The following is a 24,232-nucleotide window of genomic DNA, read 5'->3' as shown; positions in this document are numbered from 1 at the left end:
CATACCCCAACGTAGGAGGGCCTTCAGGCCCGATCCCCAACCCGACCCTCAGCGCGGACGCGGGCCCTCCAGATGCTCCCCACACTGCGGACAATAGCGAAAGCCGTGCCCCGTCCTCCCGTGCAGCTCCACCAGCCGCGTCAGGGTGTCCTCGGAGAGTCCGAGTTCCGCGCGCAGGCGGGCGAGTTCCGCCTGCTCGCCGGGGTCCAGCATGCCGTCGCTCAGCGCCTCGGCCACCTCGAAGCGCAGCTTCTCGCGCCGCTCCTGCAGTTCTTCCGAAAAACGCGCCGCGAGGATGCCCGCCGGCAGGGCGAAAGTGGCGACGCCCATCAGCATGATGCCCATGGCCAGGATCTTGCCGCCCGCCGTCACCGGAGTGACGTCCCCGTAGCCCACCGTGGTCAGCGTGACCACCGCCCACCAGATGGCATCCACGACGCTGCGGAACACCTGGGGCTGAGCCTGGCTCTCCAGCGAGAACATGAGGCAGGCCGAGATGATGACCAGCACGAACATGGTGAGCAGCGCGGCGGAGATGGCGCCGATCTCCGCCCTAATGACTTTAAGAAAAATCTGTAACCCGTCGAAATAACGGGATAACTTCAACAGGCGCAGCAGCCGGAAGGCGCGCAGGTAGCGCAGGTCGATGGGGATCAGCAGCGCCAGGTAGAAAGGCGCGATGGCCAGCAGGTCGATCACCGCCAGCGGCGAGATGGCGTAGCTCAGGCGCGCCCGCCACGGCGGCAAGCCCTGGTAGCGCGGGTCCGCCGGCGCGGCCCACAGGCGCGCCAGATATTCCAGCGTGAAGATCACCACCGAGGCGATCTCGAAGCCGTGGAAGAACTCGGGCGTCACCCGCTGCACGGACAGCTGGGACTCCAGGATCACGGCCGCGACATTCGCGAGGATCAGCGCGACCAGCGCCCGGTTCACGAAGCGGCCGAGACGGCTGCCGGACCGCTCACCCTCCAGCAGGTCGTAGAGGGTCCCGCGCAGGCCGGCATCGCCGCTCCCGCCGACCGCCATGCGGCCGGCCGGCCGGTCGACGTGTCGCTCCTGCAGGCGGATGGTCTTCATGGGCGCGCGCCCCTGTCGCCTCTGCGGCGTGGCTCTGAAGGGGTTAGCGGCCGGGATCGGTGAAACTTGAGCCAGCCGGTAAGATTCAGCGCTCCAGCAGACGGATCAGGAGCGGGCTCGCGAGGCCGAGCAGCGCGGCGGCCACGATATAACGATACTGGGCCGGCAGTTCCGACAGCCGCCAGCTCTCGGTGAGGACCGGCGAGAACTCGCTCAGCGCGCCCGCGATCTGCACCAGCGGCACGAAAGCCACCGCCAGGCCGACGGCACCCGCCAGGGTCAGCGCCAGCACCCTCGCCCGCCCCCGGCGCCGGACGCGGCGCAGCACGCGCTCACTGAATCCGTCGTCGGCCACCGGCTCGAAAGCGCGGGCGAACTCGCGCTCGAGCAGCCGCTCGAATTCTTCTCCCGTCCGCCTCATGACTCGCTCGCCTCCAGCGCGAAGGACTGCCGGATGCGCTCCCTGCCCCGGTGCATGTGCGACTTGACCGTGCCGAGCGCCATGCCGGTGATCTCGCTGATCTCGGAGTGAGAGCAGCCGCAGCCATAACCCAGCAGCATTACGTGCCGCTCCTCCTCCCCCAGCACCGAAAGGAGCCGTGGCAGGTCGGGCAGTTCGCTGCCGGTGCCGGACATCGATTCGTCCGCGGTCCGGCCGCGCGCCACGGCATCCGCCTCGTACTCGCCCGCCAGACGGCGCCGCCGCTGTCCGCCGCGCAACGCCTGCAGGAATTCATTGTAGGCGAGCTTCATGAGCCACGCCTGGAAGCGCCCGCGGGCGGCGAAGGTATTGAGCCGGGTCCACGCCTTGAGGAAGGTCTCCTGGGCGAGGTCGTCGGCCTCCGCGGCGTCGCCGGTGAGCTGCCGCAGCCAGCCACGCACCCGGGACTGGTGGCGCCGCACCAGCTCCCCGAAGGCCGCCTGATCCCCGGCGGCAACCGCGAGGGCAACCAGTTCCTCATCGCTCGCCGATGTCGACATCGCGTCCCGAGGGCCTCCTCGTAATCACGCGTCTCTCCCTGCGAACTTCCACAATCCCAGGTACGCGACACCGATCAGCAGCGGGATCGCTCCGATGGCCACGAGCGGACGCATCGCGTCCTCCTGCCCGAGGATAATCCCGAATGCGCCGATGCCGAGGCCGATGGCCACCGCGATGACGCCGCGCCGCAGATCCGAGTGGGGCTGCGCGCCGGTGTGGCCGAGCTTCTCGAGCAGCTCCGGCGTCAGCTCCTGGCCCTTGTCGATGGCCTGGCGCACCGTCAGCTGGATCTGCTCCCGCTGCCGCGCCCGATACATGAAGGCCAGAGCAAACACCACGGCGATGCTGATGAATAGTGTGATGGGCACGAGAATCTCGCTGTCGAAGTCACCCATTATCCGTGTCTCCTCTTGTCCGGGGGAATTCCCCGCTGTCCGATGAAGAGATGACACGAGCCGCGGGATCGGATGCATGCGGGCCGGAAATTCTCTGCCGCGGCCTCGACAGCGCTCGATATTCTTTCGAGGAAGATTCTATAATTTATTGTTATTACTAATCTCTTCTTCGCCGGGCTCCGGCAGCTGATCCAGCGCCTTCAGGAACATGCGGCGCACTGCCCGCACGTGCTGATCGATGGTCTCGGGCTCCCAGTCGTCGGTGGGCACGGGCGGCAGTATCTCAACCTTGATGGTGGCGGGACGCACGAAGATGCCGCTCTTCGGCAGCGCATCCGTCGCGTTGTGGATCACGATGGGCACCATCGGCACGCCCGCCTGCATGGCCAGGTGGAACGCGCCCTTCTTGAACGGCCCCAGCCGGTCGCTGAGACTGCGCGTCCCCTCCGGCGCCAGCACGATGGACAGGCCGCTCTTCAGCGTCTCGACCGCCGGACGCATGGCTTCGATCGCGCGCTCCGTATTGGCCCGGTCGATGAAGACCGTCTCGGTGGCCCACATGAGCGGGCCGAGAATCGGGTTACTCCTGAGCTCCTTCTTGGCGATACCCGTGAAATCCTGCCGCAGCAGCTTCGCGAGGATCACCATGTCCGCCCCGCTCTGGTGATTGAATACGAATACGGCGGGCCTGTGCGACCAGAGATGCTGCTCTCCCGTCACCTGCAGATCGAGACCCGCCAGCGCGCTGGCGAAGTCGCCGAACGTCGCGATGGCCAGGTTGGCGGCGTCGCGCCGGGAGCGGTTGAGCGCGAGCACGGGGACACTGGCCAACGCGGAAGAGACGAGCGCGCCCCAGGCCAGCCCGGTGCCGAGCAGCTCGCGCACGCCGGGCAGGCCGCGGCTGTGGAAGCGCCGGATCGGCCAGCCTTTCTCCCGGGCCACCTCCTCCAGGTCGCTGTCCGGGTTGAGCGGACGCGGATAGCCGACGTGTTCGAGCAGGGGCACGTCCTCGGCACCGTCCGTGTAGAAGAAGCTGTTGGCGAGCTTCCGGCGGCGCGCCTTCAGGAACTTGCGCGCGGCCGTGAGCTTGCCTTCCCCATAGGTGATGGGCTCGACCAGCCGGCCGGTGAACCGGCCCTCCTCCACCTCGAAGCGGGTGCACAGCACGTGCTCGATCTCCAGCTCCTCGGCCACCGGGTTGACCTGGTACGGCGTGGCCGAGGACAGCACCACCACGGTGTGGCCCTTGCGCTGGTGGGCGCGCACCAGCGCGCGGGACTCCGGATAGATGGCACCGCTCACGTATTTGCGGAACGTCTCGCGGCCGAGGCGCACGAAGGAGGCCTCCTCGACGCCCTCCAGCGTCCGCGTGGCGGCCTTCAGCATGGCCGGGAATTCCCGGCTGCGGAAGCCCTGGCCGACGAACGAGACGAACTGCACCAGCGCCTGGCGGGGCTTGAGTTCGCCGGAGGTGAGCCGTTCGCGCATCATCGACGTCACCGAGAACCCGGACAGCAGGGTGCCGTCCAGGTCGAAGAAGGCGACGACCTCCGGGCCCTCCGGCATCTCGTCGATCTCCCGGGTGACGTCGGCGTACAGCTTCATGCTCGGGTTCCCGCTCGGTTGGTTGAACGGCCTATCATGCAGGCAACGACGGTAAAAATCAGCCCGGGATGCGGCCGAAAAAGCCGCCCGAACCGCCTATGCGCGGCACCGCTCAGCGCGACGGCAGCGCGCGCCGCCGCCGCGGCAGGCCGAACTGCTCTATCCAGCGGCCGAAGACGCGCCGGCTGCGCGCCTCCAGCGCCGCGATGAGCGCAGGCGTCTCCTGTCGTATCGCCTCCGGGTCCACCCGACCCTGCAGACGCGCCAGCAGACGGCGGTTGACCGGCACCGTCAGCCAGCGCTCGATCAGCGCCCGATCCACCTCGAGGTGAAACTGCAGCCCCAGCGCCAGCTCGCCGTAACGGAACGCCTGATTGGCGCACAGCGCGGATTCCGCCAGGTGGCTGGCGCCCGGCGGCAGCTCGAAGCGATCGCCGTGCCAGTGAAACAGCGGCGACGGCGCATCCAGCGCGGAAAGCACCGGGTCGGTCTCGCCGTCGGCGGTGAGCCGCACCTCGTGCCAGCCGATCTCGTGAGCGCCGTTCGGCGCCACCGCGCCGCCCAGCGCCTTCGCCAGCAGCTGCGCGCCCAGGCAGATCCCGAGCACGTGCCGGCCCCGCTCCAGCGCCTCCCGGATCAGCTCCACCTCGGTGGCCAGGTTGGGATAGTCATCGACCTCGTCCACATTCATCGGTCCGCCGAGGACGATCAGCGCATCGTAGCCGGCGAGCCGCGGGCGCTGTGCCGGGTCCCGGCTGAAGTTCACGTAGCCGATGCGGAAGCCGTGCTCCTTCAGCAGCGGGTCGAGCGTGCCGAGGGGCTCGAAAGGCACGTGCTGAAAGACGAGGACCTTGGGACGCGGCATGGGCGGCTCCTGATCCGATCAGCGGCAAGCGCCGAATAACGTGCCGACGCCGGCAGCGTTCATGTGCACTATGCTTGTCGTCGTCACCATTCGTTCACCACCGTCTCAGGCCGCGGCCACCCCGCAAGGAGACCGGCATGCAAAAGCTCGCGATTGTAACCCTGCTTGTCATCGGCGTCCTGGCCGTCGTCCTGGCAGGCCTGCTGGCGTGGGCGATCCGCAGCGCCGACGTGGCTGCCCCCGCCGCCCATGTGGCCGCCTACGAGGAGGCCCTGGTCCGCACCGAGGGGATGGGTCCCGCGCCGGGCAGCGAGGCCGAGGCCGCCGCCGTCGCGAGGCTGCGGGAGTTCTTCGGCGAACTCACGCCCGAAGGGGTGCAGCGCATGGCCCGCGAGGTCTATGCCCCGGACGCCTTTTTCAACGACACGCTGAAGACCCTGCGGGGCGCCGCAGCCATCGAGGAATACTTCCTGCACACGGCGCAGAATGCCGACTCCGTGCAGGTGGAATTCCACCACATCGGCCGTTCCGGCGACGATTTCTACTTCCGCTGGCGGATGACCATGCGCGTCGGCGCGCTGGCCGACGGCGAGCCGCTGGTGTCGTGGGGCGTCACTCACTTTCGCTTCGACGACGACGGACGCGTGGTCCTGCACCAGGATTTCTGGGACTCCGCAGGCGGGCTGTACGAGCACATACCCGTGATCGGCGGGCTGTTGCGCGCCATCCGCGCGCGCTTCTGAGGCGGGCTGGCGAGGCGGCGGCCGGGCTGCTTGCATGACGGGCGCACTGGGTCTAGAGTCGAAGCGTGCATTCCTTGCCGCGGCCAGGATGAAACTTCGGGCGGCCGCGCAAGTCGATATCATGGATTCGATACCCGATTCCCGGGCAATCACTTCCTGGGCAATCACCGAGGGAATCACCGGCCGCTTCGGCCGATGGAGCGTCGCTTGACCGGGAGAGTTTCTGCCATCGTCGCAGTCGTCCTGGCGGCCCTGGGCATTTCGGGCTGCTCGAGTCAGGTTGCGCTTACGGATCCCGCTCTCCCCGACCCCCTGCTGAATCAGCTGCCGCTGAAGGTGGCCGTTCGTTACTCGCCCGAAATGTCGCGCTACGTGCATCAGGAGGAGGTGCTCGGGCGGCAGAAATGGACCATCAGCCTGGGGGCCGCCAACAAGCTCGCCTTCCGGCATCTGTTCGAGTCCATGTTCAGCGAGGTGGTGGAGGTCGACGCGGATACGGACGTCGAGGCGGTGGGCGCCGATGCCCTCATCGAGGCGAGCATCGAGGCCTTCGAGTTCGCCCTGCCCGCCCAGAGCCGCTCGGATGCCTATACCATCTGGATCCGCTACCGGCTGCGCATCTTCGACGCCGAGGGCACGGAGATCTCAAACTGGCCCATCGCCGCCTACGGCAAGGCCGGCTCCGAGGGCATGTTCAGCGCGGACGAAGCACTGGCCCGCGCCGCGGTGCTCGCCATGCGGGATGCGGCCGCCATGATCGGCCTGCGCTTTGCGCGGGAGACCGGGCTCGGCGACCCCGGCGGCAGCGGCATGCCCGGGTCGGAGCCGGAAGAGGAGGAAAGCATGACCGCTCAGACCGGGCCCGCGGGCGCTTCCTCCGCGGAGTCCGCAGGTGATTCAGCGGGCGATTCCGCAGTCGACCCGGCGGCCGAGGCGGAGTCCGGCGCCGTGACGGTGGTGGCCCCGCCCGGCACCGAAGACGAGGCCGAGCTGCCGGCCGACGAGGGACCGGGGCAGTCCACGGACGTGGCAGCCAACACGGGCGATGCAGCCCAGGCGAATTTCCAGGGGAATCTCACCGATGACCGAGGCTAGAGACGGCAGAGTCGAGGCGACGGGCCCCGGCCGGATGCTGCTGCTGGGGCTGGCCGGGACGGCCGTCCTGCTGAGCGGCTGCGTCACGGCACGGATGGAACAGGAGAAGAGTGCGGCCACCGGCATCCTGGACGGAGAGGCGGTGGTGGTCATGGCGCGCAGCTACCATCTCGGCAACGAGACGGAGCGCGGCTTCACCGATTGCGTCGGCAACGCGCTGGGCAACGGTCGCGAAGGCCTGGCCGTGATGCCGGACGAACAGTTCGTGGACGCGCTGTTCCCCTGGCTGGAGCCGCGCACGGCGCCCGCGGAGACGAAGGCGCTGCAGCGTTTCATGCAGCGCCCGGGCGTGCGCGAGCGCATCCGCGACAGCGGCGTTCGCTACATCGTTTGGCTCGACGGCGATACCGAGCGCACCGGCGGCGGCGGCAGCCTGTCCTGCGCGGCGGGACCCGGCGGCGGCGGCTGCTTCGGCTTCGCCTGGTGGGAGAACGAGGCCAACTACGAGGCATCGATCTGGGATCTGAAGGAGCTGAAGTCCGCCGGCTCGGTGAAGGCGGACGTCTCCGGCACGTCCTACCTGCCGGCCATCGTGATCCCGGTGCCACTGATCGCGCGCACCCAGACTGCGGCGTGCAAGAACCTGGCGGACCGGCTGCGGACCTTCATCGCCGACACCGACACGACCGGCTGAGCCCGATCCGCCGGCCTGGCTGCATCCGGACGGCCGCCTGCGCCGAACAGCAGACGGGTCAACGGACAATCCCGGGATTCGCCTCGTGCTGATCAACTTCATCCTCTTCAACGCGTGCTGGTTCGCGCTGGTGCTCGGTGCCGCCAACGGCATCGTCTGGCCCGGCATGCTGCTGGCCGTTGCCTTCCTCGCCTGGGAGCTCTCCCGGGAGTCTTCCCGCGGCCGGCTGTTGGCGCTGTGCGCCTTCGCACTCTCGCTGGGACTGCTGGTGGACGGCAGCTTCGTCGCGCTGGGGCTGCTGGACTACGCCTCGCCGTGGGGACCGCTGGCGCCCGCCTGGATACTCACGCTGTGGGTGGTGTTCGCGCTCACCCTGCGCGGCTGCCTCGGCTGGCTGGCCGGGCGCTACCGGCTGGCGGCGCTGTTCGGCGCCATTGGTCAGCCGCTGTCCTTCACTGCCGGATCGAAGCTGGGCGCGGCCGCATTCCCCGGCGAGCTCGGGCTCCTCTACCTGGGGCTGGCCTGGGCCGTGGTAACGCCGTTGCTGGTCTGGTTCGCCCACGCGGCGCCGCTGCCGTCGCTGCTGCGCAGCGCCGACGAGGCCGCGTGATGGCCGGTCCTGGTGACTGGGGTATCGACTGGGCCGAGCGCGGCCTCGTACCCGATGTGCTGATCCGCCAGGGCATCCGGCGCCTGCTCGCCGGACGCCTGGCGAACGAGCGCCTGGCCGACGCCGACGCCCAGGACGCGCGTTTCCGGCTGCGCATCTCCGAACTCTCCGAGGGGCCCGTGGCGGTGCACACGGACGCCGCCAACGAGCAGCACTACGAAGTGCCGCCGGAGTTCTTCCGCCTCTGCCTCGGGCGCCACCGCAAGTACAGCTGCGGCTACTGGGACGAGTCGACGACCACGCTGGACGACTCCGAGGCCCGCATGCTCGCGCTCACGGTGGAGCGCGCGCGGCTCGAGGACGGCCAGCGCATCCTGGAGCTGGGCTGCGGCTGGGGCTCGCTGTCGCTGTGGATGGCCGAGCATCTGCCGAAGGCGGAGATACTGTGCGTCTCCAACTCCGCCCCCCAGCGCGAGACCATCCTCGCGCTGGCCCGTGAACGAGGCCTCGGCAACATCGACGTGATCACCGCCGACATGCGCGAGTTCGATGCCGGCGACACCTTCGACCGCGTCGTGTCGGTGGAGATGTTCGAGCATATGAGCAACTACCGCGAGCTGATGCGCCGAATCGCCGGCTGGCTGCGGCCGGGCGGGCAGCTGTTCGTCCATCACTTCTGCCACCGGGAACTGCTCTACCCCTTCCAGGTGGAGGGCAGGACGGACTGGATGGCGCAGCACTTCTTCACCGGCGGCATCATGCCTTCGGCGGATACGCTGCTGCACTTCCAGGACGATCTCCGCCTGGAGGAGCGCTGGCTGGTGGGGGGACGCCACTACGAGCGCACCTGCAACGCCTGGCTGGAAAAACTGGACGCACATCGGGAGGCCGCGCTCGGCATCCTCGGCGAGGACCTCGCCGCGCGGGATGCGCAGATCTGGCTGCAGCGCTGGCGCATCTTCTACATGGCCTGCGCGGAGCTGTTCGGCTACGCCGACGGCCGCCAGTGGCTGGTGGGCCACTACCGCTTCCGCCGGCCGGCCTAGGCGCGACCCAGGCCCGACCCAGGCCCGACCCAGGCTCGACGAGAGACGGGCCCCGCAGGGCCCGTCCGATGGCTCGCGACTCCCGGCGGCCGGTCAGCCGAGCGGGATGCGGATGCGCTGGCCCGGATAGATCTTGTCCGGGTCCTCGATCACTTCCCGGTTCGCCTCGAAGATGCGGGGATACTTCATCGCGTCGCCGTAGTACTGCTTCGCGATCTTGCTGAGCGTGTCGCCGGAGCGGATGGTGTAGAACTCCACCGGCTCCTCCTCGGGCTCGACCTCCGCGCTCTCGCCGCCCTTGTCAGCTTCGGCGGCCGCGGGCGCGCGGATCGTCATCTTGTTCGCGTAGACGTCGATCACGCCCTCCACGTTGCCCGCGAGCAGCACGCACTTCTGCATGGCGGCGCCGGATTCGCACTCGCCCGACAGCCCAACCACGCCCTGGTCGAATTCCACTTCGAGATTGCGCACGCCGGGGTTGTTCTGCAGGATCAGCTCCTTGATCTTCTCCGCGGCCTCCTCGTCCTTGTTGAAGATCCGGCGTCCGATATCCTTCGCGAAACCCAATAGATCCATTTCATTCTCCTCGTTGCGCCGGCCGCGGTGAACGCGGCCGGCCGTCAGGGGTCACAGAACGGGTCAGCCCTTCAGAACGAAGGTGACTTTCATGTTGACGCGGTACTCCTTGATCTTGCCGCTGTCGCAGACCACCTTCATGTCCTGGACCCACGCGCCTTCGATGTTGTCGAGGGTCTCATTGGCACGCTCTATGCCTTTCTCGATCGCATCCTCGAAGCTCTTGTCCGATGCACTCGTGATCTCGGTGACTCTTGCAACGCTCATGTTCTTCTCCTTGTGGCAAAACGACGGCCCGCGACCCGGCGGGATTGCCCGGCCGCGGCTGCGGGAGGCGGCTACACCGTCGTCCCTGTTCGGTGCCGCCGTTTTCCGCATAATACGCAGAATGCGCCACACCTGCCTCCTCCTGCTGGTCTGCCTCGCCCTCGGCGCCTGCCGCGTCGCCGGCGAGGCGTCCGCCGCGCCCGCGTCGGATGAACTCACGTACCGTCTGCATTACGAACTCGTGCTGGAGCCCCTGCGGGGCGTCGCGCAGGCATCGATCACGCTCGAACAGCCGCGCCATCTGCTGCGCGAGGCCCGCTTCAGCCTCTCCGGGGAACGCTGGACCGAATTCGCCGGCGACGGCGAGATCGAGCGGCGCGACGGCACGCTCGTCTGGCGGCCGCCCGAGGCGGGAGGGACCCTGCGCTGGCGAGCCGCGCTGGTGCATCCCCGCGGCGAGGCCTACGACGCCCGGCTCGGCCCCGAGTGGGCACTGTTCCGGGGCGAGGACGCCTTTCCGGCCGCCGCGACCCGCACCCTGAAGGGCGCCGTATCGCGGAGCACGCTGAGCCTCCGGGTGCCGCGCGGATGGTCCGTCGTCACGCCGTACCGTGAAGAGGATGGCCGCTATCAGGTCGTGAACGACGAACGCCGCTTCGACCGGCCCACGGGCTGGATGGTGGCCGGCAGCATCGGCGTGCGCCGGGACACCATCGCCGGCGTCCGCGTGGCGGTGGCGGGGCCCGTCGACCAGGGCGTGCGCCGGGTCGACGTGCTGGCGCTGCTGAACTGGAACCTGCCCGCCATCGTGCGGCTGGTGCCGGATTTCCCCGAGCGGCTCACCGTGGTTTCCGCCGGCGATCCCATGTGGCGCGGCGCGTTGTCGGCCCCGGACTCGCTCTACGTCCATGCCGAGCGCCCGCTGATCAGCGAGAACGGCACCAGCACCCTGCTCCACGAACTCATGCACATCGCCCTCGGGCGCGACACCGTGCGCGGCGACGACTGGATCCTGGAGGGTCTGGCCGAGTACTACAGCGTGGAGGTCCTGCGCCGCACCGGGACGGTCACCGCCGCGCGCAGCCGCGAAACGTTCCGCGACCTGGCCGAGTGGGGCGAGGAGTCGGAGGGACTGCGCCGGCGGCACTCGACCGGCGCGACCACCGCCCGGGCGGTGAGCGTATTCCGGGAGCTCGACCGGGAGATCCGCGACCGGACCGGGGGAGACGCCAGCCTCGACGACGTCTTCCGGCGGCTCGCGGAGGGCGGCGGACACATCGACCTCGACGAGCTGCGAGAGACGACGGCGGCGATCATCGGCGCATCGTCGCGCACCCTGGCGTCGGCGGAATTCCGCGACGCGCTGGGAGAGCCGGCCACGTGATCATCGACGAGCTCAGGCGGCGCCGCGTATTCCGGTCGGTCGCGACCTACGTCGTCGCCTGCTGGGTGGTCATCGAGGCGGCGGATGTCATCTTCCCCTATCTCGGCCTGCCGGAATCGGCGGTCCGCTCCGTGATCCTGGCGGCCATCGCCGGCTTCCCGCTGATTCTGGTGCTGGCCTGGTTCTTCGACATCACGCCGGAGGGCATCGTCCGCACGCCGGACCGGAGCGAGGCCGCCGAGCCGCCGCGGCGGCTGTTCGGCCGCTGGACCGATCTGGTGCTGCTCGGACTGCTCGCCGTCGCCATCGCCTACATCGTCAGCGAGCGCCTCGACGACCGAGGCGCGGACCGACCCGCCGGCAACCTGGGCTCCATCGCGGTGCTGCCCTTCGACGACCTCAGCCCGAACCGGGACAGCGCCTACCTGGGCGACGGCATCGCCGAGGAACTCCTGCACACCCTGGCCCGCGTGGAAGGCCTCAGGGTCGCCGCCCGCACCTCGTCCTTCGTCTTCCGCGGCACCGATCGCAGCATCCCGGAAATCGGCGAGGCGCTGAACGTGGCCACCATTCTCGAGGGCAGCGTGCGCAAGGACGACAACGCGAACCGGGTGCGCGTGACCGCACAGCTCATCGACGCCCGCGACGGCTTCCATCTCTGGTCGGAGACCTACGAGGGTCCGCTGGACGACGTGTTCCGCATCCAGGACGAGATCGCGGCGGCTATCGCCCGCAAGCTGGAATTCACCCTGCTCGGCGGCAATGCGGAGACGGCAGCCGAGGCAACCGAGAACGTCGAAGCCTACGAGCTGTATCTGAAGGGCCGCACTGCCGCGCACGAGCGCACCGAGGAGGCGCTGCTGCGCGCCCGCGACTACTACGCCAGGGCCACCGAGGTGGACACCGGCTACGCGCTCGCCTATGCGGGCCTCGCCGACACGCTTTCCCTGCTGATCGACTACGGCAACGAGCGCCTGGACGACGTCACGCCGCAGGTCGAGGACCTCATCAACCGGGCATTCGAGCTGGATCCGGAGCTACCGGAGGCCTGGGCCTCCCTGGGCCTGCTGCGCCTGCAGCAGGCCCAGTACCCCGCGGCCGAGGAGGCACTTGGCCGGTCCCTCTCGCTCGATCCCGCCAACGAGGAAGCGCTGACCTGGTACGGCAGCGTACTGCTCGCCCAGGACCGTTATCGGGACGCTCTCAGTACCTATCTGCGCGCCTACGAGCGTGATCCCCTGTCGATTCCGCTCAATACCAACCTGGGCAACCTGCTGAGCACGATGGGCCGCCATCTGCAGGCCGAGACCCACTTCCGCCGGCTGCTCGAGTTACAGCCGGCGGAGATCGGCGCCCATCACAATAACCTGATCCAGTCCGCCCACGCCCGCGGCAACCTGTCAGAGGCGGCGCGCTGGGCGGGCACGGAACTCGAGCGCGACCCCCGCAACCTGCTGGCCCTGTACTACCTCGTCGCGCTGCACACGGACCTGCGGCAACCAGAAGAGGCACGTCGCTGGCTGGCGGTCATGGAAGAGATGGACCCGGAAGATCCGTACACGCTGCAGGCCACCAGCCTCTGGTACGTGGCGAACGGACGCTACGAGGATAACCTCGACTACGTGCGCACCACGGCCGATCGGTATGCCCGCAACCTGGAGCCCTACGGCGTGTCTCTCCCGCCCGGTCTCCTGGCCTGGCTCGGCTCCGCAAACTTCTTCGCGGGCGAGCTGGAGGCCGCGCGCGATGCCTACGCGGAGGCGCTCAGCTACGACGGCGGCGTCGCCGGACCGGTAGTCAACGAGACGAACCAGGCCTGGCTGCCCTGGATGATCCGCACCTACCGGCAGCTCGGCCTCGGGGCGGAGGCCGGCGGCCTCCTGGACGCGCTCCAGACCTACCTCGAAGAGCGTCTCTCGGCCGGCATCGACACGGCGAGCGCGCACGCCCAGTACGCCCAGGTCTTATCCCTGCGCAGCCGGCCCGAGCTAGCGCTGCGGGAACTGCGCGCGGCGGCGGAGCGCGGTTTCCGGCAGGCCTATTATGTGGAAATCGCCGACGATCTCCGGGCGCTCCTGGCTTCTGCCGGCGGCGGGCAGTTCCGGACCCTGCTGGACTCCTACATTCAGCGCGACCGCGCGGCGCTCGCCACCGCCCCGCCTGTCGAGCATGCGCAGCCGGCCAGGCCGCAGGCGATCGATCTCGACCCGTCCGAACGAGAACGCTATGCGCGCCGCTACCGCCGGGAGGATGGCGCCGTGGTACAGATCGACGACACGCCGGAGGGACTCGTCCTGACCGTTCCCGGCGACCGCCCGCGCCTGATGCGCCCTGCCTCGGAGACCGAGTTCTTTTTCGACGACGCGGCGGTCAGGCTGCAGTTCGTGCTGGACGAGCGAGGAAGGCTCAGGCACATGCTCTGGCAGGAATACGGCCATGAGCTGCGTGGCCGGCCGGCCGTGACGCGCCGCGAGGTGGCCGACTACGAAATCGACCCGATGATCCTGGACGACTACGTCGGCCGCTACGAGATCGAGGGCGTGGCCGGCGTCGAGCTGCGCCTCACGCGCCGCGACAACCTGTTGTTCGGCGCGATCACCGGCCAGGCGGCCATCCCGTACCGGCCGCGGGACGTCGACGAGTTCGGCAACGAACTGGTGGACGTACGGCTGCTGTTCCGCCGCGACCGGACGGGAAGGGTGACCGGACTCGTGATCCGTCAGGACGGCCGGGAGCTGGAGGCGCGGCGGGCCGACGCGGAGCCGGCTAGCGCCCCTCCCGGAGATGCCGGTCGAACCAGTCGATGATGAGCCGCAGCCGCTCCGCCCGCATGGACGGCGCGCCGTCCCGTGACAGGCCGTGGCTCTCGCCCGGCAGCACCACCAGCTCGGCCGGCTTGCCGAGCTGCTTCAGCGCCGTGTAGTACTGCAGCCCCTGCTCCAGCGGCGTACGGAAGTCGTCGTCGCTGTGGATGATCTGCACCGGCGTCGTGACCCGGTCCACCAGCATCAGCGGCGAGCGCGAGAGGTAGCCTTCCGGGTCGCGCCAGGGGTAGTCGCGGAACCAGCGCGCGGTCACGTAGCGGTTGATGTCGGTGGTGCCGACGAAGCTCAGCCAGTTGGTGACGGAGCGGTGCGCAGACGCGGCGCGAAACCGGTCCGTCTGTCCGACCACCCAGGTGGTCAGCAGCCCGCCGCCGCTGCCGCCCGCCACGCCGAGCCGCCCCGCGTCGATGTACTCGCGCTCCGCCACCGCGTCGACCACGGCCATCAGGTCGCGGAAATCGTCGCCCGGGTAACGGTACTGAATGACGTTGCCGAAAACCTCGCCGTAGCCGGTGCTGCCCCGGGGATTGGCGATGAGCACGAAGTAGCCCGCTGCGGCCAGCACCTGGAATTCGTGGAAGAAGTTCGTCCCGTACATCGAATGCGGGCCGCCGTGGATATAGAGGATCAGCGGGTGGCGCTCGCGCATGTCGAAGCGCGGCGGCTGGACCAGCCAGGCCTGTATGGGCGTGCCGTCGAAGGAATTGACCCGGAGTTCGTCGTACTCCGCGAAGCGCGGATATTCCAGGTAGGCGCCGTTCAGGGACGTGCGCTGGCGCCAGCCCCCGCGCTGCGCCCGCTCCGGCGGGAAGGTCACGATCTGTGGCGGCGAGTCCGGCCGGCTGTAGACCGCGGCGATGCTGCCGTCGGCCGCCACGTCGAACTCGCGGATATCCCCCTCGTCGAAATCGGTGACCGGCGAGACGACGCCGTCGTCCACGCCGGCCCGCATCAGCTGCACCCGGCCCTCCACGGCGGCCGTGAAGTACAGGCTGCGGCTATCGGCCGACCACGCGAGTCGGCGGGCCGGTCCGAACGGCGGGTTGACGTCACCGGCCATCGTGTCGGCGACACCCGCCGGCCAGTCCGCCGTCAGGTTGCGCCGCTCGCTGCCGTCCGGGCGCATCACGTAGAGCTCGTCCGGGCGATAGCTGACCGGGGGCTCGCCGTCGTCGAAGCCGGTCCAGGCGATCCAGCTCCCGTCCGGCGACGGCAGCGGATTGTCGTCGGGCCCGACGCGGTCTGTGATGGCCCGGGCGGCGGCGCTGCCGTCGGCCGGGACGGCATAGAGTTCCGTATCGCCCAGCGCCAGCGCCTCCTCCGAATCCCAGGCGGCGCTGAAATACAGGGTGGTCCCGTCCGCGCTCCACGCGGGCACGCCGGCGCCGAATTCGTGATCGGTGAGCCAGAGCGGCTCCGTCCGCGGTTCCGTCACGGCCACGACGCCGAGCTGCGCCGCGCCCGGCCGCCGATAGCCCTCCCGGCCGTCCCGCCGCGTGAGCAGGCGCTCGGTGACGTAGGCTCCGTCCTGTTCCGGCTCGGCGGCCGGCCGCGCCAGTATCGCGATGCGGCGGCTGTCGGGCGCCCAGGCGAACGCGCGCACGCCCGCCTCGACTGCGGTGACCTGCAATGCATCGCCACCGCCGCCCCGCAGTACGTAGACCTGGGCGCTGCCGTCCCGGCGGGACAGGAAGGCGAGGCTCCGGCCGTCCGGCGACCAGGCCGGCGCATAATCGGCAGCGGCGTCTGCCGTGAGGCGCCGCTCGCCGGACGCCCCGATCAGCCACAGGTCCGCGTCGTAGCCGTCCGCCTCGGCGTCGGTGCCGAAGCGGGTATAGACGATGCGCGCGCCATTGCCATTGCCGCCGGGCGCGTAGCGGGGGCTGCCCGCGTATTCCCAGTCGAGCAGTGATTCCTCGGTGAGCGGCGCGGCCGCCAGCGGCAGGGCCGCGGCCAGCGCGAGCGCGGCGGCCGGCAGTGTCGGCTTCATGGGCGGTACCTCATCACGAGCGGGATTCTAGCAGCCGACGGCAAAACCCTGTGGCGTGACCTGACGCAAGCCGCCGCCCGCGGCGGATGGTCTAGCATGTAGCGGCACGGGTAACGAACAACGGGCCGCCAACGGACGAGCTATGGACGAGCGCAAAGACCTCAGCCTGATACTGAACTCGCGGGTACCGATCATCGTCGTGGAGAGCCACGAGGAGGATCGGGTGCTGGAGCTGCTGAAGGACGTCAACCTGACCGGCGGCGACTACCGGCCGCTGTATCGCTGGACGGTCACCGACGGCCTGCAGCGCCTCGACATCGAGATGGAGCCGCAGCTGCACAACAGCCAGCCGGCCGACGTCCTGCGCCACATCCGGGCGGTGGAGAAGCCGGGCCTGTACGTGCTGCTGGACTTCCATCCGTATATCGACGACCCGGTCAACGTCCGCCTGATCAAGGACATCTGCATCGGCTTCCGCAATACGAACCGGCATCTGGTGCTGATCAGTCACCGCATCCGCCTGCCGGCGGAGATCGAGCGCTACTCCGCCCGGCTGGAACTGAGCATGCCCTGCCCCGCGCGACGGGAGGAGATCGTCCGCAAGGTGGCCCGGGAATGGGCGCAGGCCAACGAGGGCCGTCCCGTGCGCACCGACAAGCAGGCCTTCGAACTGCTGATCCGCAACCTCGGCGGGCTGACCGCCGCCGATACGGCGCGCCTGGCGCGCAACGCGATATTCCGCGACGGCGCCATCTCCGCCGCCGACATCCCGGAGGTGATGCGGGCCAAGTACGAGCTGCTGAACCGGGGCGGCCTGCTCTCCTACGAGTACGAGACCGCGGACTTCGCCGAGGTGGGCGGTCTGGGCCGGCTCAAGAGCTGGCTGGAACGCCGCCGCGGCGCGTTCCTGAAACCCGGCGAGAACCGCCACCTCGACCTGCCCCGGGGACTGCTGCTGATCGGCGTGCAGGGCTGCGGCAAGAGCCTCGCCGCGAAGGCCACCGCCGGCGTCTACGGCATCCCGCTGCTGCGCCTCGACTTCGGCGCGCTGTACAACAAGTATCACGGCGAGACCGAACGCAACCTCAGGGAGGCGCTGCGCACCGCCGAAGTCATGGCGCCCTGCGTGCTCTGGATCGACGAACTCGAAAAGGGCATCGCCGGCGGGCGCGACGATACGGGCACCGGCCGGCGGGTGCTCGCCACCTTCCTCACCTGGATGGCGGAGAAGCGGGAGCAGGTGTTCGTCGTCGCCACGGCGAACGAGATCGACGACCTGCCTCCCGAACTGGTGCGCAAGGGCCGCTTCGACGAGATCTTCTTCGTCGATCTGCCGCGGCCCGAAGTGCGGCGGGAGATCTTCCAGCTGCACCTGGCGGCCCGGGACCTCGACCCCGGCGGGTTCGACGTGGCCGCGCTGGCCGACGCCAGCCACGGCTTCTCCGGCGCCGAGATCGAGCAGGCGGTCGTCGCGGCACTCTACACGGTCCACGGCTCGGACCAGACGCTGGACACCGCCGCCATCCTCGCCGAGATCGAGGCGACGCGCCCCCTCTCCGTCGTGATGGCCGAACGTATCGACCGCCTCCGGCGCTGGGCCGACGCCCGCACGGTACCCGCCGACTGAGCCGCACCGGGCCGCCCGCCGTACCCCGCCCGGGGCGCACTCCCGCCTCGCGCGGGGACGCGTGCTAGACTTTTGTCATGGCATCGGAAAGAAATAACAAGATCGATGCTCCGGCCGCCGTCGTCGACGACGACCCCACCGACGAGCTGCGCGCACTTGGCGGCGGCGCGATCGACGAAGGGACGGCCGAGCTGCACGGCCTCGACGCGGAAACGGTCACTCGGGAAGAGAAGATCCTCTCCCTGCAGACCGACCTGGAAGAACGCGGCGAGCGGATCCGTTCCCTCGAGAACCGGCTGGAGCAGATGCAGGCCCGCTGGGACGCGGTCGAGCAGGAACTGGCCGAGAGGGAGAGCACCGCGGCGACCCTGCGCCAGGAACTGGAGACGGCCCGGGAACGCATCGCGGCCCAGCAGGAGCAGCTGAACGACGCCGCCGACCGCGGCGCCGGCCTGACCGAGAAACTGGACGCCGCGGAGCGGCAGCTCACCGAGTCCGGTGGCGAACGGCAGCGAATCGAGGCGGAGCTCGCCCGCTCCCGGGAGGAGACGGCACGGCTGCAGCAGGCACTGGCCGAGGCCGAACAGCAGGACTCGCGACTGCGTTCCGGCCTCTCGCTGCTGGTCCGCACCCGGCGCGAGTCGGCTCGGGCGAAACGGGAGGCCGCACGACTCGGACGGCGGCTCACCCGCCGGGAGGCGACGGGCCGGGCGCTGGAACGGGAACTGGCCCGTGTCCGGGACGAGAACGACGAGCTGCGCCGCCGGCTGGACGACCGGGACGCGCGTAGCCGCGAACTCGAGGCGGCCGCCGCCGAGATGGAAGGCCGGCTCGAGGAGCGCGCCGGCTGGCGCGAGCAGGCGGAGGAACTCTCCCGTACGCTCGCCGAGGTGCGCCGCGCCGCCGCGGAACTCGGCAACCGCATCGGGGAGCGCGACGAGACCATCCGCCGGCTGGAGGCCGACAACGAGCGGCTGGACGGCGAAGCCGCCGGGCTGCGCGCCACGCTTGAAGAGGCCAACCGGTCACGCACGGATGCCGACCGCGAGCTGCAGAGTCGCAACGGGGAACTGGCGCAGGTACGCCAGGAACTCGGCCGGCGCATCGACGAGCAGAACGAGACCATCGCCCGGCTGAAGGCGGACAACGAGCGGCTCGACGGTGAAACCGCCGGCCTGCGCACCGCGCTGGAAGAGGCGCGCACGGCCGCCGGCGAAGCGGAAGCGGCCCGGTCGGAGGCGGCCGGCGAGCTCGAGGAACGCAGCGAGGAGCTCCAGCAGGTGTGGCACGAGCTGTGCGAACGGGACCACGACCTGGAGAAGACCCGATCGCGCCTGGAGCAGATGGAGAGCCGGGTCGACGATCTGAAGAGCCGCCTGGCGACGCGGGAATCCCGCGAGCAGGCCGACGCCGCCGCGATCGGGTCGCTGCGCGGCGAGCTGCACGAGACCCGCAGCGAACTCGCCGACGCCCTCACCCGCAACGGCGCACTGTCCGCCGAGCTCGTGCAGCTGCGCGAGCACATCTCGAGGCTCGGCACGATCGAGGCCTCGATGGAGGATCTCGACGCCCGCATGGCGCGCAGCATGGGCGGTGAAGACGAGCCGGGCCCGGAGCAGACGCGGGTCGGCCGATCGCTGGTCGCCGAGGTCAACGGGCAGGACATCCGCTACCCACTGTTCCGCGAACGCATCAGCATCGGCCGCACGGCGGGCAACGACATCCAGCTGAAGACGCCGTTCGTCAGCCGCTTCCATGCGGCGATCATCAACGAGGCCGACCGGGTGCACATCGTCGACCTGGGCAGCAAGAACGGCATCTACGTGAACGGCGAGCGCACACCGCGGGCCGATCTGAAACCGGGCGACACGCTGGTGATCGGCGACAGCCGCTTCCGCTACCAGGAAACGGCCCGGGATTCCGGCGCCGAAGCCTGACTGTGAGGCCAGTCACGGACCGAACTCGACGCGTGCGCTAAGCTCGGCGGCGCTGGGGAGACCGCACGAGGTCGGGACGGATGCGCCACTGATGGGCAGCAGGGAAGCACGGGCAACGGACGCGAGCACGCTCCGCGTACGGGGCCGGTCGCTGGTGAACCGCCGCGTCTGGCTGCCCACGCTGCTGTACGAAGCCCTCCCCTATTTCTACATAACGGCCGGCTTCCTGGCGCTGTTCGCCACCCTTTACGTCAGCGGCTGGTACTGGGTCGTGCCCTATTACCTGCTCTTCGCGGGCTGCTGCCTGCATCTCGGCGCCCGCATCTGGCGCCGGCGCCGGCGCGAGCGCCTACGGCCCTGAGCCGGGCTCCGGCGGCCGCAGCAGCGCCTCCAGCGCAAACACCTCTTCCTGGTCCGGCGCACCGAGTCCGCGCAGCGCCTCCGCCAGACGGAGCACGTACTCCGAATTGGGTCCGCTGGGGCCGATGCTGGTGCGGATCTGCCGCGCCATCTCGGCGAGCGGCGCCGCGCCCAGATAGTGTTCGCCGGCCGGGTCGGCCACGTAAGTGATGGCCTCGCCGCGCCGGCCGTCGTCCAGTTCGATGCCGAGCGTGCGTTTCAGGTAACCGTTCTTCTCGCGATGGTCGAGGTAGGCCAGCACCTCGTCACGCGACCCGGTCCGGATCCGGTAGGCGACCCCCCGGCAGCGGGCACCCGGCTCCGGCACCAGGGTCGCTACCCGACCAGGCCGGGCCGGCGTGCCCCGGTGGTCCGTCGAGGCCTGCCAGAAGCGTCGCTGCTGGCCCGCGCTCCAGGCGGGCACCGCCTCGGCGTGGGGGAAGTCGGGCCGCCATACCAGCGATCCGTAACCGAAGATCCAAAGTTCCTGTTCGCCGCTGTCGGCCACGCGCACCTCACGCCATGCCTCCGCGGTCGATACCCCGGGGCTTGATTCCGCCCGGCAACTCGCCGAGGATCGCCGCTGAATAGCCATTGGTTGCCCACTGACCGGCCACCGCATGGCCGCCGGACTAACGGATTCTCGCAATGGCAGACGAAAAAGACGACATCCGAATCGGAACCCTCCTGAAACGCGAGTCGCTCGTGGCCGTCGTTCTGGTACTCGGCGGGGTGCTCCTGTTGCCGGCCGCGGTCCACGGGGTCGGTTTCCTGATCTTCGGCGAGTACCCGGGCGGCCTCGGGGGCTTCTACCGCGAGATCTGGGGCGCGCTGGGCCGCGGCAATCCGGGCACGTGGTTCCTCGTGCTGAGCCCCTGGCTGGTGGTGACGGTCGCCCGACTGACCTGGCGTGCCATGCGTCGGCCCCGGAGCCGGGTGCCGGCATGAGTCCCGACGACGGTACCGCAGAACTGTGAAAGGGTTCACAGAACTCTCACAAAATCAATGGATTGACGGGTAATTTGACAAAATTATGTAAAGTTTCAGGTGCGCGCTGACGGGTGGCTCGGATAATCGAACTGTCCGTAAAAGCATCGGCTCACCACCAAGAACAACCCGATAAATGACCTCGTATCTGAAGAGACTGCTGGAAGAGCGACTGCTGGACCGTTTCCGGTCCCGGCCGACAACCGCACCGGCGCGCGGAGCCACGCCGCTGTTGAACCAGGTCCTCGCCGAGCAGCGCGCCAGGCAGCGTAAAGAGTCGCAGCACCACGAGAAACCCTCTCCGCCCCCGCCTCCCCGCATCGATCACCTGCCGGCGGGCAGCCGGGTCGTTTCCAACGGCAACGGCAAGAACGTCTATCTGGGCGAGATTCCTGCCGATGATCGCGAAGAGCTGCTCAGGCTGCTGGATGACCCCTCGCTGTCGATCGACGAGGATCATGCCTTCGATCCCTACGACCACTCCGATTCCTGGCGCCGGAACGACCAGCGCTGAGCGCGCCGGGGTCCGGCCGGCTGCAGTCCGACCCGGCCGCCGGCAATGCAGCGGCCGTCCGCTCACCCTGCCTTATTGACATAAGCCCTTGAATTAGCTTCAGGTTGTGACCTGATTCCTCGTTGGCTGCCGCCACCCGGTGCCAGACTGGCCTCCGCTGTCCCTGATGACCATGGAGGGTGCGGCCGATGAAGACTCCACTGATACTCGCGGCGGCGTGCCTGCTGGCGCTGCCCGGCACCGCCGCGGTGGCGGACGAATCGCCCGCCCGTCATGTATCGGCCATGCGCGCGGCCACAGATGGATCGGCCTCGCGCGCGGCCACGGATGGCGATGCGATGAGGGTGAGGGCAATCGACGACAAAGGCACCCTGCGCTACGCCCTTCTCCCGGCACGCTTCCGGCACCGGGCCGCGCACGCAGGAAGCCCCGACGCGCCAACGTTGCAGGACGCCGCGCCCGGCATCGGTCCCATGGAATACCGGGACCGCGCCGCCCTCATCACCCGACTGAAGGAACTCGACGGGCTGCGCCTCCTCACGTTCTGGGAGACCCGGGCCTTCGCCGTCTTCTTCGGCGTCTCCAGGGACGGCATCGCCGGCCTCAACATCAGCCGGAAGAAAGACGGTGCGCCCGAGCGGGAGGAGAAAGAGGCCGAGCCTGCCGACCCGGCCCCCGACCCAGAGTTTCTCGCCGCCACGGCCTATCGTTAATAGGGGCCGAGAGGCCGACAGGGGCCACCGGGAGCCACCGGGAGCCACCGGGAGCCACTGGACGCCGCTGGCGCCGGCAATGGCGGCGCGTGCCGTCAGCCGCCCTCGCGGGCGGAAGCCGACGCGTCCCGCGCCGCGCGGAACTCGTTCCCCTCGGCCCAGTTCGGCCAGTCCCTCGTCCCGGCGAGGGCCCGGCCCACCTCGAACAGCAGCCCGACGTCTTCGATCACGCCGCGCAGGTCCCAGTCCTCGCTGTATTCGTCGCTGACCTTGTGATAGTGCTCGCTGACCCACGCGCTGTTGTAGGCGAGTCCGTACTCCCTGCCCTTCTCGCGATGGTCGACGCCGCCGCGCAGGTAGAGCGCCGGCACGCCGCGCTTGGCGAAGTTGAAGTGGTCGGAACGGTAGAAGAAGCCCTTCTCCGGCGTGGGTTCCGGCTCGAGATGCCGCCCCTGCATCTCCGCGGCGCGGGCCGCGTACTCGTCCAGTTCGGAGTTGCCGTAGCCGATCACCGTGACGTCGTGACTGGGGCCCACCAGCGACATCGCGTCCAGATTGATGTTGGCCACCGTGCGCTCGAGCGGGAACAACGGATGGCTGGCGTACCAATCGGAGCCGAGCAGACCCGATTCCTCCGCAGTCACGGCCAGGAACACGATGCTGCGTTCCGGACCGGGGTCCATGGCAGCAAACGCTTCCGCGATCTCCAGCATACCGGCCACGCCGCTCGCGTTGTCAACGGCGCCGTTGTAGATGCGGTCCTGCAGCACGGAACGCGCCACGCCGAGGTGGTCCCAGTGCGCCGTATAGACGATGTATTCGTCCGGATGCTCGCTGCCCGGCAGCATGCCGACGACGTTGGCCGACTCCATGCTGGACAGGCTGTTAATGACGGCGACGCTCGCCTGCAGGCCCAGCGGCCGCGCCTCGAATTCCCGACTCGCCGCGCTGCTCACTGCCTCGTCGAAGTCGACGCCGGCCGATGCGAACACCGAGCGGGCCGCCTCGCCGGTCAGCCAGCCTTCGATGGCGACCCGGGGCGGCGCGGCATCACCGAGGTCGAGGTCGAACTGCTCGCCGCTCCAGCTGCCGCTCACCACCAGCCAGGGATAACCGGCCGCCTCCGTCTCGTGGACGATCAGCGCGCCGGCGGCGCCCTGGCGCGCCGCCTCCTCGTACTTGTAGGTCCAGCGTCCGTAGTAGGTCATGGCGCGCCCGTTGAACAGCTCCGGATCGCCGGTGGCGAAACCGGGGTCGTTGACCAGGATCACCACGGTCTTGCCCTCGACGTCGAGGCCCTCGTAGTCGTTCCAGTCGTACTCCGGCGCGACGATCCCGTAGCCGACGAAGACCATGTCGCTGTCGGTCAGGGACTCGGCTTCCCGATAGCGCTTGGTCCACACCATCATGTCCTGCTGGTAGCGGAACGCCAGCGATTCCCCGCCGCCCTCGATCGCAAGCGGCGTCACCTCCTCGGCGGTGATGGAGGCCAGCGGCACCCCCTGCAGGTAACTGTCGCCGTTGGCCGGCTGCAACCCGGCGGCGCGGAACTCCGCGGTGAGGTAGTCGACGGTGTTGCGCTCGCCTTCGCCACCCGGCGCCCGGCCCTGGAATTCGTCCGAGGCGAGCACCTTCACATGCTCGGCGAAATCGGCCGCGTCGATGGCATTGGCCGGCGCGGCGGGCTCCGCGCCGGCGGTCGGCTGCTCCGTGCCACCAGCCTCCTGCTCGCCACCGCCGCAGGCCGCGGTGAGAACGACGGCCGCGGCCAAGGCCGCCCAACGCGACGCGCGGCTTACCAAGCGCACTACGATATCCATGCTTTCTCCTGTTCCGGTTTCGGCCGCCCTTCCGGGCAGCCCTTCGATGAGAGCGGCCCGGTATACCAGAAACGGCGCCCG

24 protein-coding genes are annotated in these 24,232 nt (G+C 69.3%); 13 read left to right on the top strand and 11 right to left on the bottom strand.

Translation table 11 applies throughout. The features are described from left to right. Positions 1–48 precede the first annotated feature (48 nt). The 6 genes from ACJMK0_RS15670 to ACJMK0_RS15645 form a co-directional block, all read right to left on the bottom strand. On the bottom strand, positions 49–1,077 hold the full coding sequence (locus ACJMK0_RS15670; RefSeq protein ID WP_405239648.1) for an ion transporter: 1,029 nt from the start codon (positions 1,075–1,077) through the stop codon (positions 49–51). 85 nt (positions 1,078–1,162) lie between these two features. Beyond that, entirely contained in the window at positions 1,163–1,498 is a 336-nt protein-coding gene (locus tag ACJMK0_RS15665; protein ID WP_405239646.1) for a hypothetical protein, read from the bottom strand. After that, the gene (locus tag ACJMK0_RS15660; protein ID WP_405239644.1) at positions 1,495–2,058 is read right to left on the bottom strand and encodes an RNA polymerase sigma factor; all 564 of its coding nucleotides are present in this window, start codon (positions 2,056–2,058) and stop codon (positions 1,495–1,497) included. The genes ACJMK0_RS15665 and ACJMK0_RS15660 overlap by 4 nt, the downstream gene beginning before the upstream one ends. 24 nt (positions 2,059–2,082) lie before the next feature. Next, on the bottom strand, positions 2,083–2,454 hold the full coding sequence (locus ACJMK0_RS15655) for a DUF6249 domain-containing protein (RefSeq protein ID WP_405239642.1): 372 nt from the start codon (positions 2,452–2,454) through the stop codon (positions 2,083–2,085). Between the two features lie 138 nt (positions 2,455–2,592). Then, positions 2,593–4,059, bottom strand: a complete 1,467-nt coding sequence (locus ACJMK0_RS15650) for an HAD-IB family hydrolase (RefSeq protein WP_405239640.1) — start codon at positions 4,057–4,059, stop codon at positions 2,593–2,595. Positions 4,060–4,171: 112 nt separating this feature from the next. Further along, positions 4,172–4,924 carry a glutamine amidotransferase-related protein gene (locus tag ACJMK0_RS15645; protein WP_405239638.1) on the bottom strand — a complete coding sequence of 251 codons (753 nt, stop codon included), beginning with the start codon at positions 4,922–4,924 and terminating at the stop codon, positions 4,172–4,174. A gap of 137 nt (positions 4,925–5,061) precedes the next feature. Here ACJMK0_RS15645 and ACJMK0_RS15640 point away from each other — a divergent pair, with 137 nt between their 5' ends. From ACJMK0_RS15640 to ACJMK0_RS15620, 5 genes are all read left to right on the top strand, one after another. After that, positions 5,062–5,667, top strand: coding sequence for a nuclear transport factor 2 family protein (locus ACJMK0_RS15640; RefSeq protein ID WP_405239636.1), 606 nt, complete (start codon positions 5,062–5,064; stop codon positions 5,665–5,667). Between the two features lie 207 nt (positions 5,668–5,874). After that, positions 5,875–6,762: a hypothetical protein gene (locus ACJMK0_RS15635; protein ID WP_405239634.1), complete on the top strand. Its 888-nt coding sequence runs from the start codon at positions 5,875–5,877 to the stop codon at positions 6,760–6,762. Then, positions 6,749–7,456, top strand: coding sequence for a hypothetical protein (locus ACJMK0_RS15630; protein ID WP_405239632.1), 708 nt, complete (start codon positions 6,749–6,751; stop codon positions 7,454–7,456). The genes ACJMK0_RS15635 and ACJMK0_RS15630 overlap by 14 nt, the downstream gene beginning before the upstream one ends. An 85-nt stretch (positions 7,457–7,541) precedes the next feature. Then, positions 7,542–8,066 carry a DUF2878 domain-containing protein gene (locus tag ACJMK0_RS15625; protein WP_405239630.1) on the top strand — a complete coding sequence of 175 codons (525 nt, stop codon included), beginning with the start codon at positions 7,542–7,544 and terminating at the stop codon, positions 8,064–8,066. Then, on the top strand, positions 8,066–9,112 hold the full coding sequence (locus ACJMK0_RS15620; protein ID WP_405239628.1) for an SAM-dependent methyltransferase: 1,047 nt from the start codon (positions 8,066–8,068) through the stop codon (positions 9,110–9,112). Before ACJMK0_RS15625 ends, ACJMK0_RS15620 begins: the two co-directional genes overlap by 1 nt. A 93-nt stretch (positions 9,113–9,205) precedes the next feature. Here ACJMK0_RS15620 and lysM read toward each other — a convergent pair whose 3' ends face one another. Together lysM and ACJMK0_RS15610 are read right to left on the bottom strand one after the other, a co-directional pair. After that, positions 9,206–9,688, bottom strand: a complete 483-nt coding sequence (gene lysM, locus ACJMK0_RS15615) for a peptidoglycan-binding protein LysM (protein ID WP_405239626.1) — start codon at positions 9,686–9,688, stop codon at positions 9,206–9,208. 63 nt (positions 9,689–9,751) lie between these two features. After that, a complete protein-coding gene (locus tag ACJMK0_RS15610) occupies positions 9,752–9,955 on the bottom strand; it encodes a dodecin family protein (protein WP_405239624.1) in 204 nt (67 codons plus the stop codon). Positions 9,956–10,076: 121 nt separating this feature from the next. On the opposite strand from ACJMK0_RS15610, the gene ACJMK0_RS15605 reads away from it, so the two are divergent. Beyond that, a complete protein-coding gene (locus tag ACJMK0_RS15605; RefSeq protein ID WP_405239622.1) occupies positions 10,077–11,339 on the top strand; it encodes a hypothetical protein in 1,263 nt (420 codons plus the stop codon). Continuing rightward, positions 11,336–14,146 carry a tetratricopeptide repeat protein gene (locus tag ACJMK0_RS15600; RefSeq protein ID WP_405239620.1) on the top strand — a complete coding sequence of 937 codons (2,811 nt, stop codon included), beginning with the start codon at positions 11,336–11,338 and terminating at the stop codon, positions 14,144–14,146. The genes ACJMK0_RS15605 and ACJMK0_RS15600 overlap by 4 nt, the downstream gene beginning before the upstream one ends. Here the strand turns inward: ACJMK0_RS15600 and ACJMK0_RS15595 are convergent. Beyond that, positions 14,106–16,154 (bottom strand): S9 family peptidase, encoded by a 2,049-nt coding sequence (locus ACJMK0_RS15595; protein ID WP_405239618.1) that lies wholly within the window; start codon positions 16,152–16,154, stop codon positions 14,106–14,108. The genes ACJMK0_RS15600 and ACJMK0_RS15595 overlap by 41 nt on opposite strands. Positions 16,155–16,296: 142 nt before the next feature. Here ACJMK0_RS15595 and ACJMK0_RS15590 point away from each other — a divergent pair, with 142 nt between their 5' ends. From ACJMK0_RS15590 to ACJMK0_RS15580, 3 genes are all read left to right on the top strand, one after another. Next, positions 16,297–17,781 carry an AAA family ATPase gene (locus tag ACJMK0_RS15590; protein ID WP_405239617.1) on the top strand — a complete coding sequence of 495 codons (1,485 nt, stop codon included), beginning with the start codon at positions 16,297–16,299 and terminating at the stop codon, positions 17,779–17,781. A gap of 77 nt (positions 17,782–17,858) precedes the next feature. Next, positions 17,859–19,718: an FHA domain-containing protein gene (locus ACJMK0_RS15585; protein WP_405239615.1), complete on the top strand. Its 1,860-nt coding sequence runs from the start codon at positions 17,859–17,861 to the stop codon at positions 19,716–19,718. Positions 19,719–19,809: 91 nt separating this feature from the next. Next, positions 19,810–20,079, top strand: a complete 270-nt coding sequence (locus tag ACJMK0_RS15580; protein WP_405239613.1) for a hypothetical protein — start codon at positions 19,810–19,812, stop codon at positions 20,077–20,079. On the opposite strand, the gene ACJMK0_RS15575 is transcribed toward ACJMK0_RS15580, so the two are convergent. After that, positions 20,068–20,625: a gamma-glutamylcyclotransferase gene (locus ACJMK0_RS15575; protein WP_405239611.1), complete on the bottom strand. Its 558-nt coding sequence runs from the start codon at positions 20,623–20,625 to the stop codon at positions 20,068–20,070. The genes ACJMK0_RS15580 and ACJMK0_RS15575 overlap by 12 nt on opposite strands. A gap of 140 nt (positions 20,626–20,765) precedes the next feature. Here ACJMK0_RS15575 and ACJMK0_RS15570 point away from each other — a divergent pair, with 140 nt between their 5' ends. From ACJMK0_RS15570 to ACJMK0_RS15560, 3 genes are all read left to right on the top strand, one after another. Further along, complete coding sequence (locus ACJMK0_RS15570) at positions 20,766–21,065, top strand: hypothetical protein (RefSeq protein ID WP_405239609.1); 300 nt, start codon at positions 20,766–20,768, stop codon at positions 21,063–21,065. Positions 21,066–21,240: 175 nt separating this feature from the next. Then, a complete protein-coding gene (locus tag ACJMK0_RS15565; protein ID WP_405239608.1) occupies positions 21,241–21,618 on the top strand; it encodes a hypothetical protein in 378 nt (125 codons plus the stop codon). Between the two features lie 188 nt (positions 21,619–21,806). Then, positions 21,807–22,331: a hypothetical protein gene (locus tag ACJMK0_RS15560; RefSeq protein WP_405239607.1), complete on the top strand. Its 525-nt coding sequence runs from the start codon at positions 21,807–21,809 to the stop codon at positions 22,329–22,331. A gap of 95 nt (positions 22,332–22,426) precedes the next feature. Here ACJMK0_RS15560 and ACJMK0_RS15555 read toward each other — a convergent pair whose 3' ends face one another. Continuing rightward, on the bottom strand, positions 22,427–24,151 hold the full coding sequence (locus ACJMK0_RS15555) for a M28 family metallopeptidase (protein WP_405239605.1): 1,725 nt from the start codon (positions 24,149–24,151) through the stop codon (positions 22,427–22,429). Between the last annotated feature and the right edge of the window lie 81 nt (positions 24,152–24,232).

The sequence above is a fragment of the Lentisalinibacter orientalis genome, from assembly GCF_040706535.1.
Classification (GTDB): domain Bacteria; phylum Pseudomonadota; class Gammaproteobacteria; order Steroidobacterales; family Woeseiaceae; genus Lentisalinibacter; species Lentisalinibacter orientalis.
Note: the sequence above shows the minus strand (reverse complement) of the source record. Positions and strands in the feature narration are given on the sequence as shown.

What these genes read in the sequence shown, in the direction of transcription:
- ACJMK0_RS15670 (WP_405239648.1), bottom strand. Translation starts at nt 1,077, where the DNA reads ATGAAGACCATCCGCCTGCAGGAGCGACACGTCGACCGGCCGGCCGGC.
- ACJMK0_RS15665 (WP_405239646.1), bottom strand. Translation starts at nt 1,498, where the DNA reads ATGAGGCGGACGGGAGAAGAATTCGAGCGGCTGCTCGAGCGCGAGTTC.
- ACJMK0_RS15660 (WP_405239644.1), bottom strand. Translation starts at nt 2,058, where the DNA reads ATGTCGACATCGGCGAGCGATGAGGAACTGGTTGCCCTCGCGGTTGCC.
- ACJMK0_RS15655 (WP_405239642.1), bottom strand. Translation starts at nt 2,454, where the DNA reads ATGGGTGACTTCGACAGCGAGATTCTCGTGCCCATCACACTATTCATC.
- ACJMK0_RS15650 (WP_405239640.1), bottom strand. Translation starts at nt 4,059, where the DNA reads ATGAAGCTGTACGCCGACGTCACCCGGGAGATCGACGAGATGCCGGAG.
- ACJMK0_RS15645 (WP_405239638.1), bottom strand. Translation starts at nt 4,924, where the DNA reads ATGCCGCGTCCCAAGGTCCTCGTCTTTCAGCACGTGCCTTTCGAGCCC.
- ACJMK0_RS15640 (WP_405239636.1), top strand. Translation starts at nt 5,062, where the DNA reads ATGCAAAAGCTCGCGATTGTAACCCTGCTTGTCATCGGCGTCCTGGCC.
- ACJMK0_RS15630 (WP_405239632.1), top strand. Translation starts at nt 6,749, where the DNA reads ATGACCGAGGCTAGAGACGGCAGAGTCGAGGCGACGGGCCCCGGCCGG.
- ACJMK0_RS15620 (WP_405239628.1), top strand. Translation starts at nt 8,066, where the DNA reads ATGGCCGGTCCTGGTGACTGGGGTATCGACTGGGCCGAGCGCGGCCTC.
- lysM (WP_405239626.1), bottom strand. Translation starts at nt 9,688, where the DNA reads ATGGATCTATTGGGTTTCGCGAAGGATATCGGACGCCGGATCTTCAAC.
- ACJMK0_RS15610 (WP_405239624.1), bottom strand. Translation starts at nt 9,955, where the DNA reads ATGAGCGTTGCAAGAGTCACCGAGATCACGAGTGCATCGGACAAGAGC.
- ACJMK0_RS15605 (WP_405239622.1), top strand. Translation starts at nt 10,077, where the DNA reads ATGCGCCACACCTGCCTCCTCCTGCTGGTCTGCCTCGCCCTCGGCGCC.
- ACJMK0_RS15595 (WP_405239618.1), bottom strand. Translation starts at nt 16,154, where the DNA reads ATGAAGCCGACACTGCCGGCCGCCGCGCTCGCGCTGGCCGCGGCCCTG.
- ACJMK0_RS15590 (WP_405239617.1), top strand. Translation starts at nt 16,297, where the DNA reads ATGGACGAGCGCAAAGACCTCAGCCTGATACTGAACTCGCGGGTACCG.
- ACJMK0_RS15585 (WP_405239615.1), top strand. Translation starts at nt 17,859, where the DNA reads ATGGCATCGGAAAGAAATAACAAGATCGATGCTCCGGCCGCCGTCGTC.
- ACJMK0_RS15580 (WP_405239613.1), top strand. Translation starts at nt 19,810, where the DNA reads ATGGGCAGCAGGGAAGCACGGGCAACGGACGCGAGCACGCTCCGCGTA.
- ACJMK0_RS15570 (WP_405239609.1), top strand. Translation starts at nt 20,766, where the DNA reads ATGGCAGACGAAAAAGACGACATCCGAATCGGAACCCTCCTGAAACGC.
- ACJMK0_RS15565 (WP_405239608.1), top strand. Translation starts at nt 21,241, where the DNA reads ATGACCTCGTATCTGAAGAGACTGCTGGAAGAGCGACTGCTGGACCGT.
- ACJMK0_RS15560 (WP_405239607.1), top strand. Translation starts at nt 21,807, where the DNA reads ATGAAGACTCCACTGATACTCGCGGCGGCGTGCCTGCTGGCGCTGCCC.
- ACJMK0_RS15555 (WP_405239605.1), bottom strand. Translation starts at nt 24,151, where the DNA reads ATGGATATCGTAGTGCGCTTGGTAAGCCGCGCGTCGCGTTGGGCGGCC.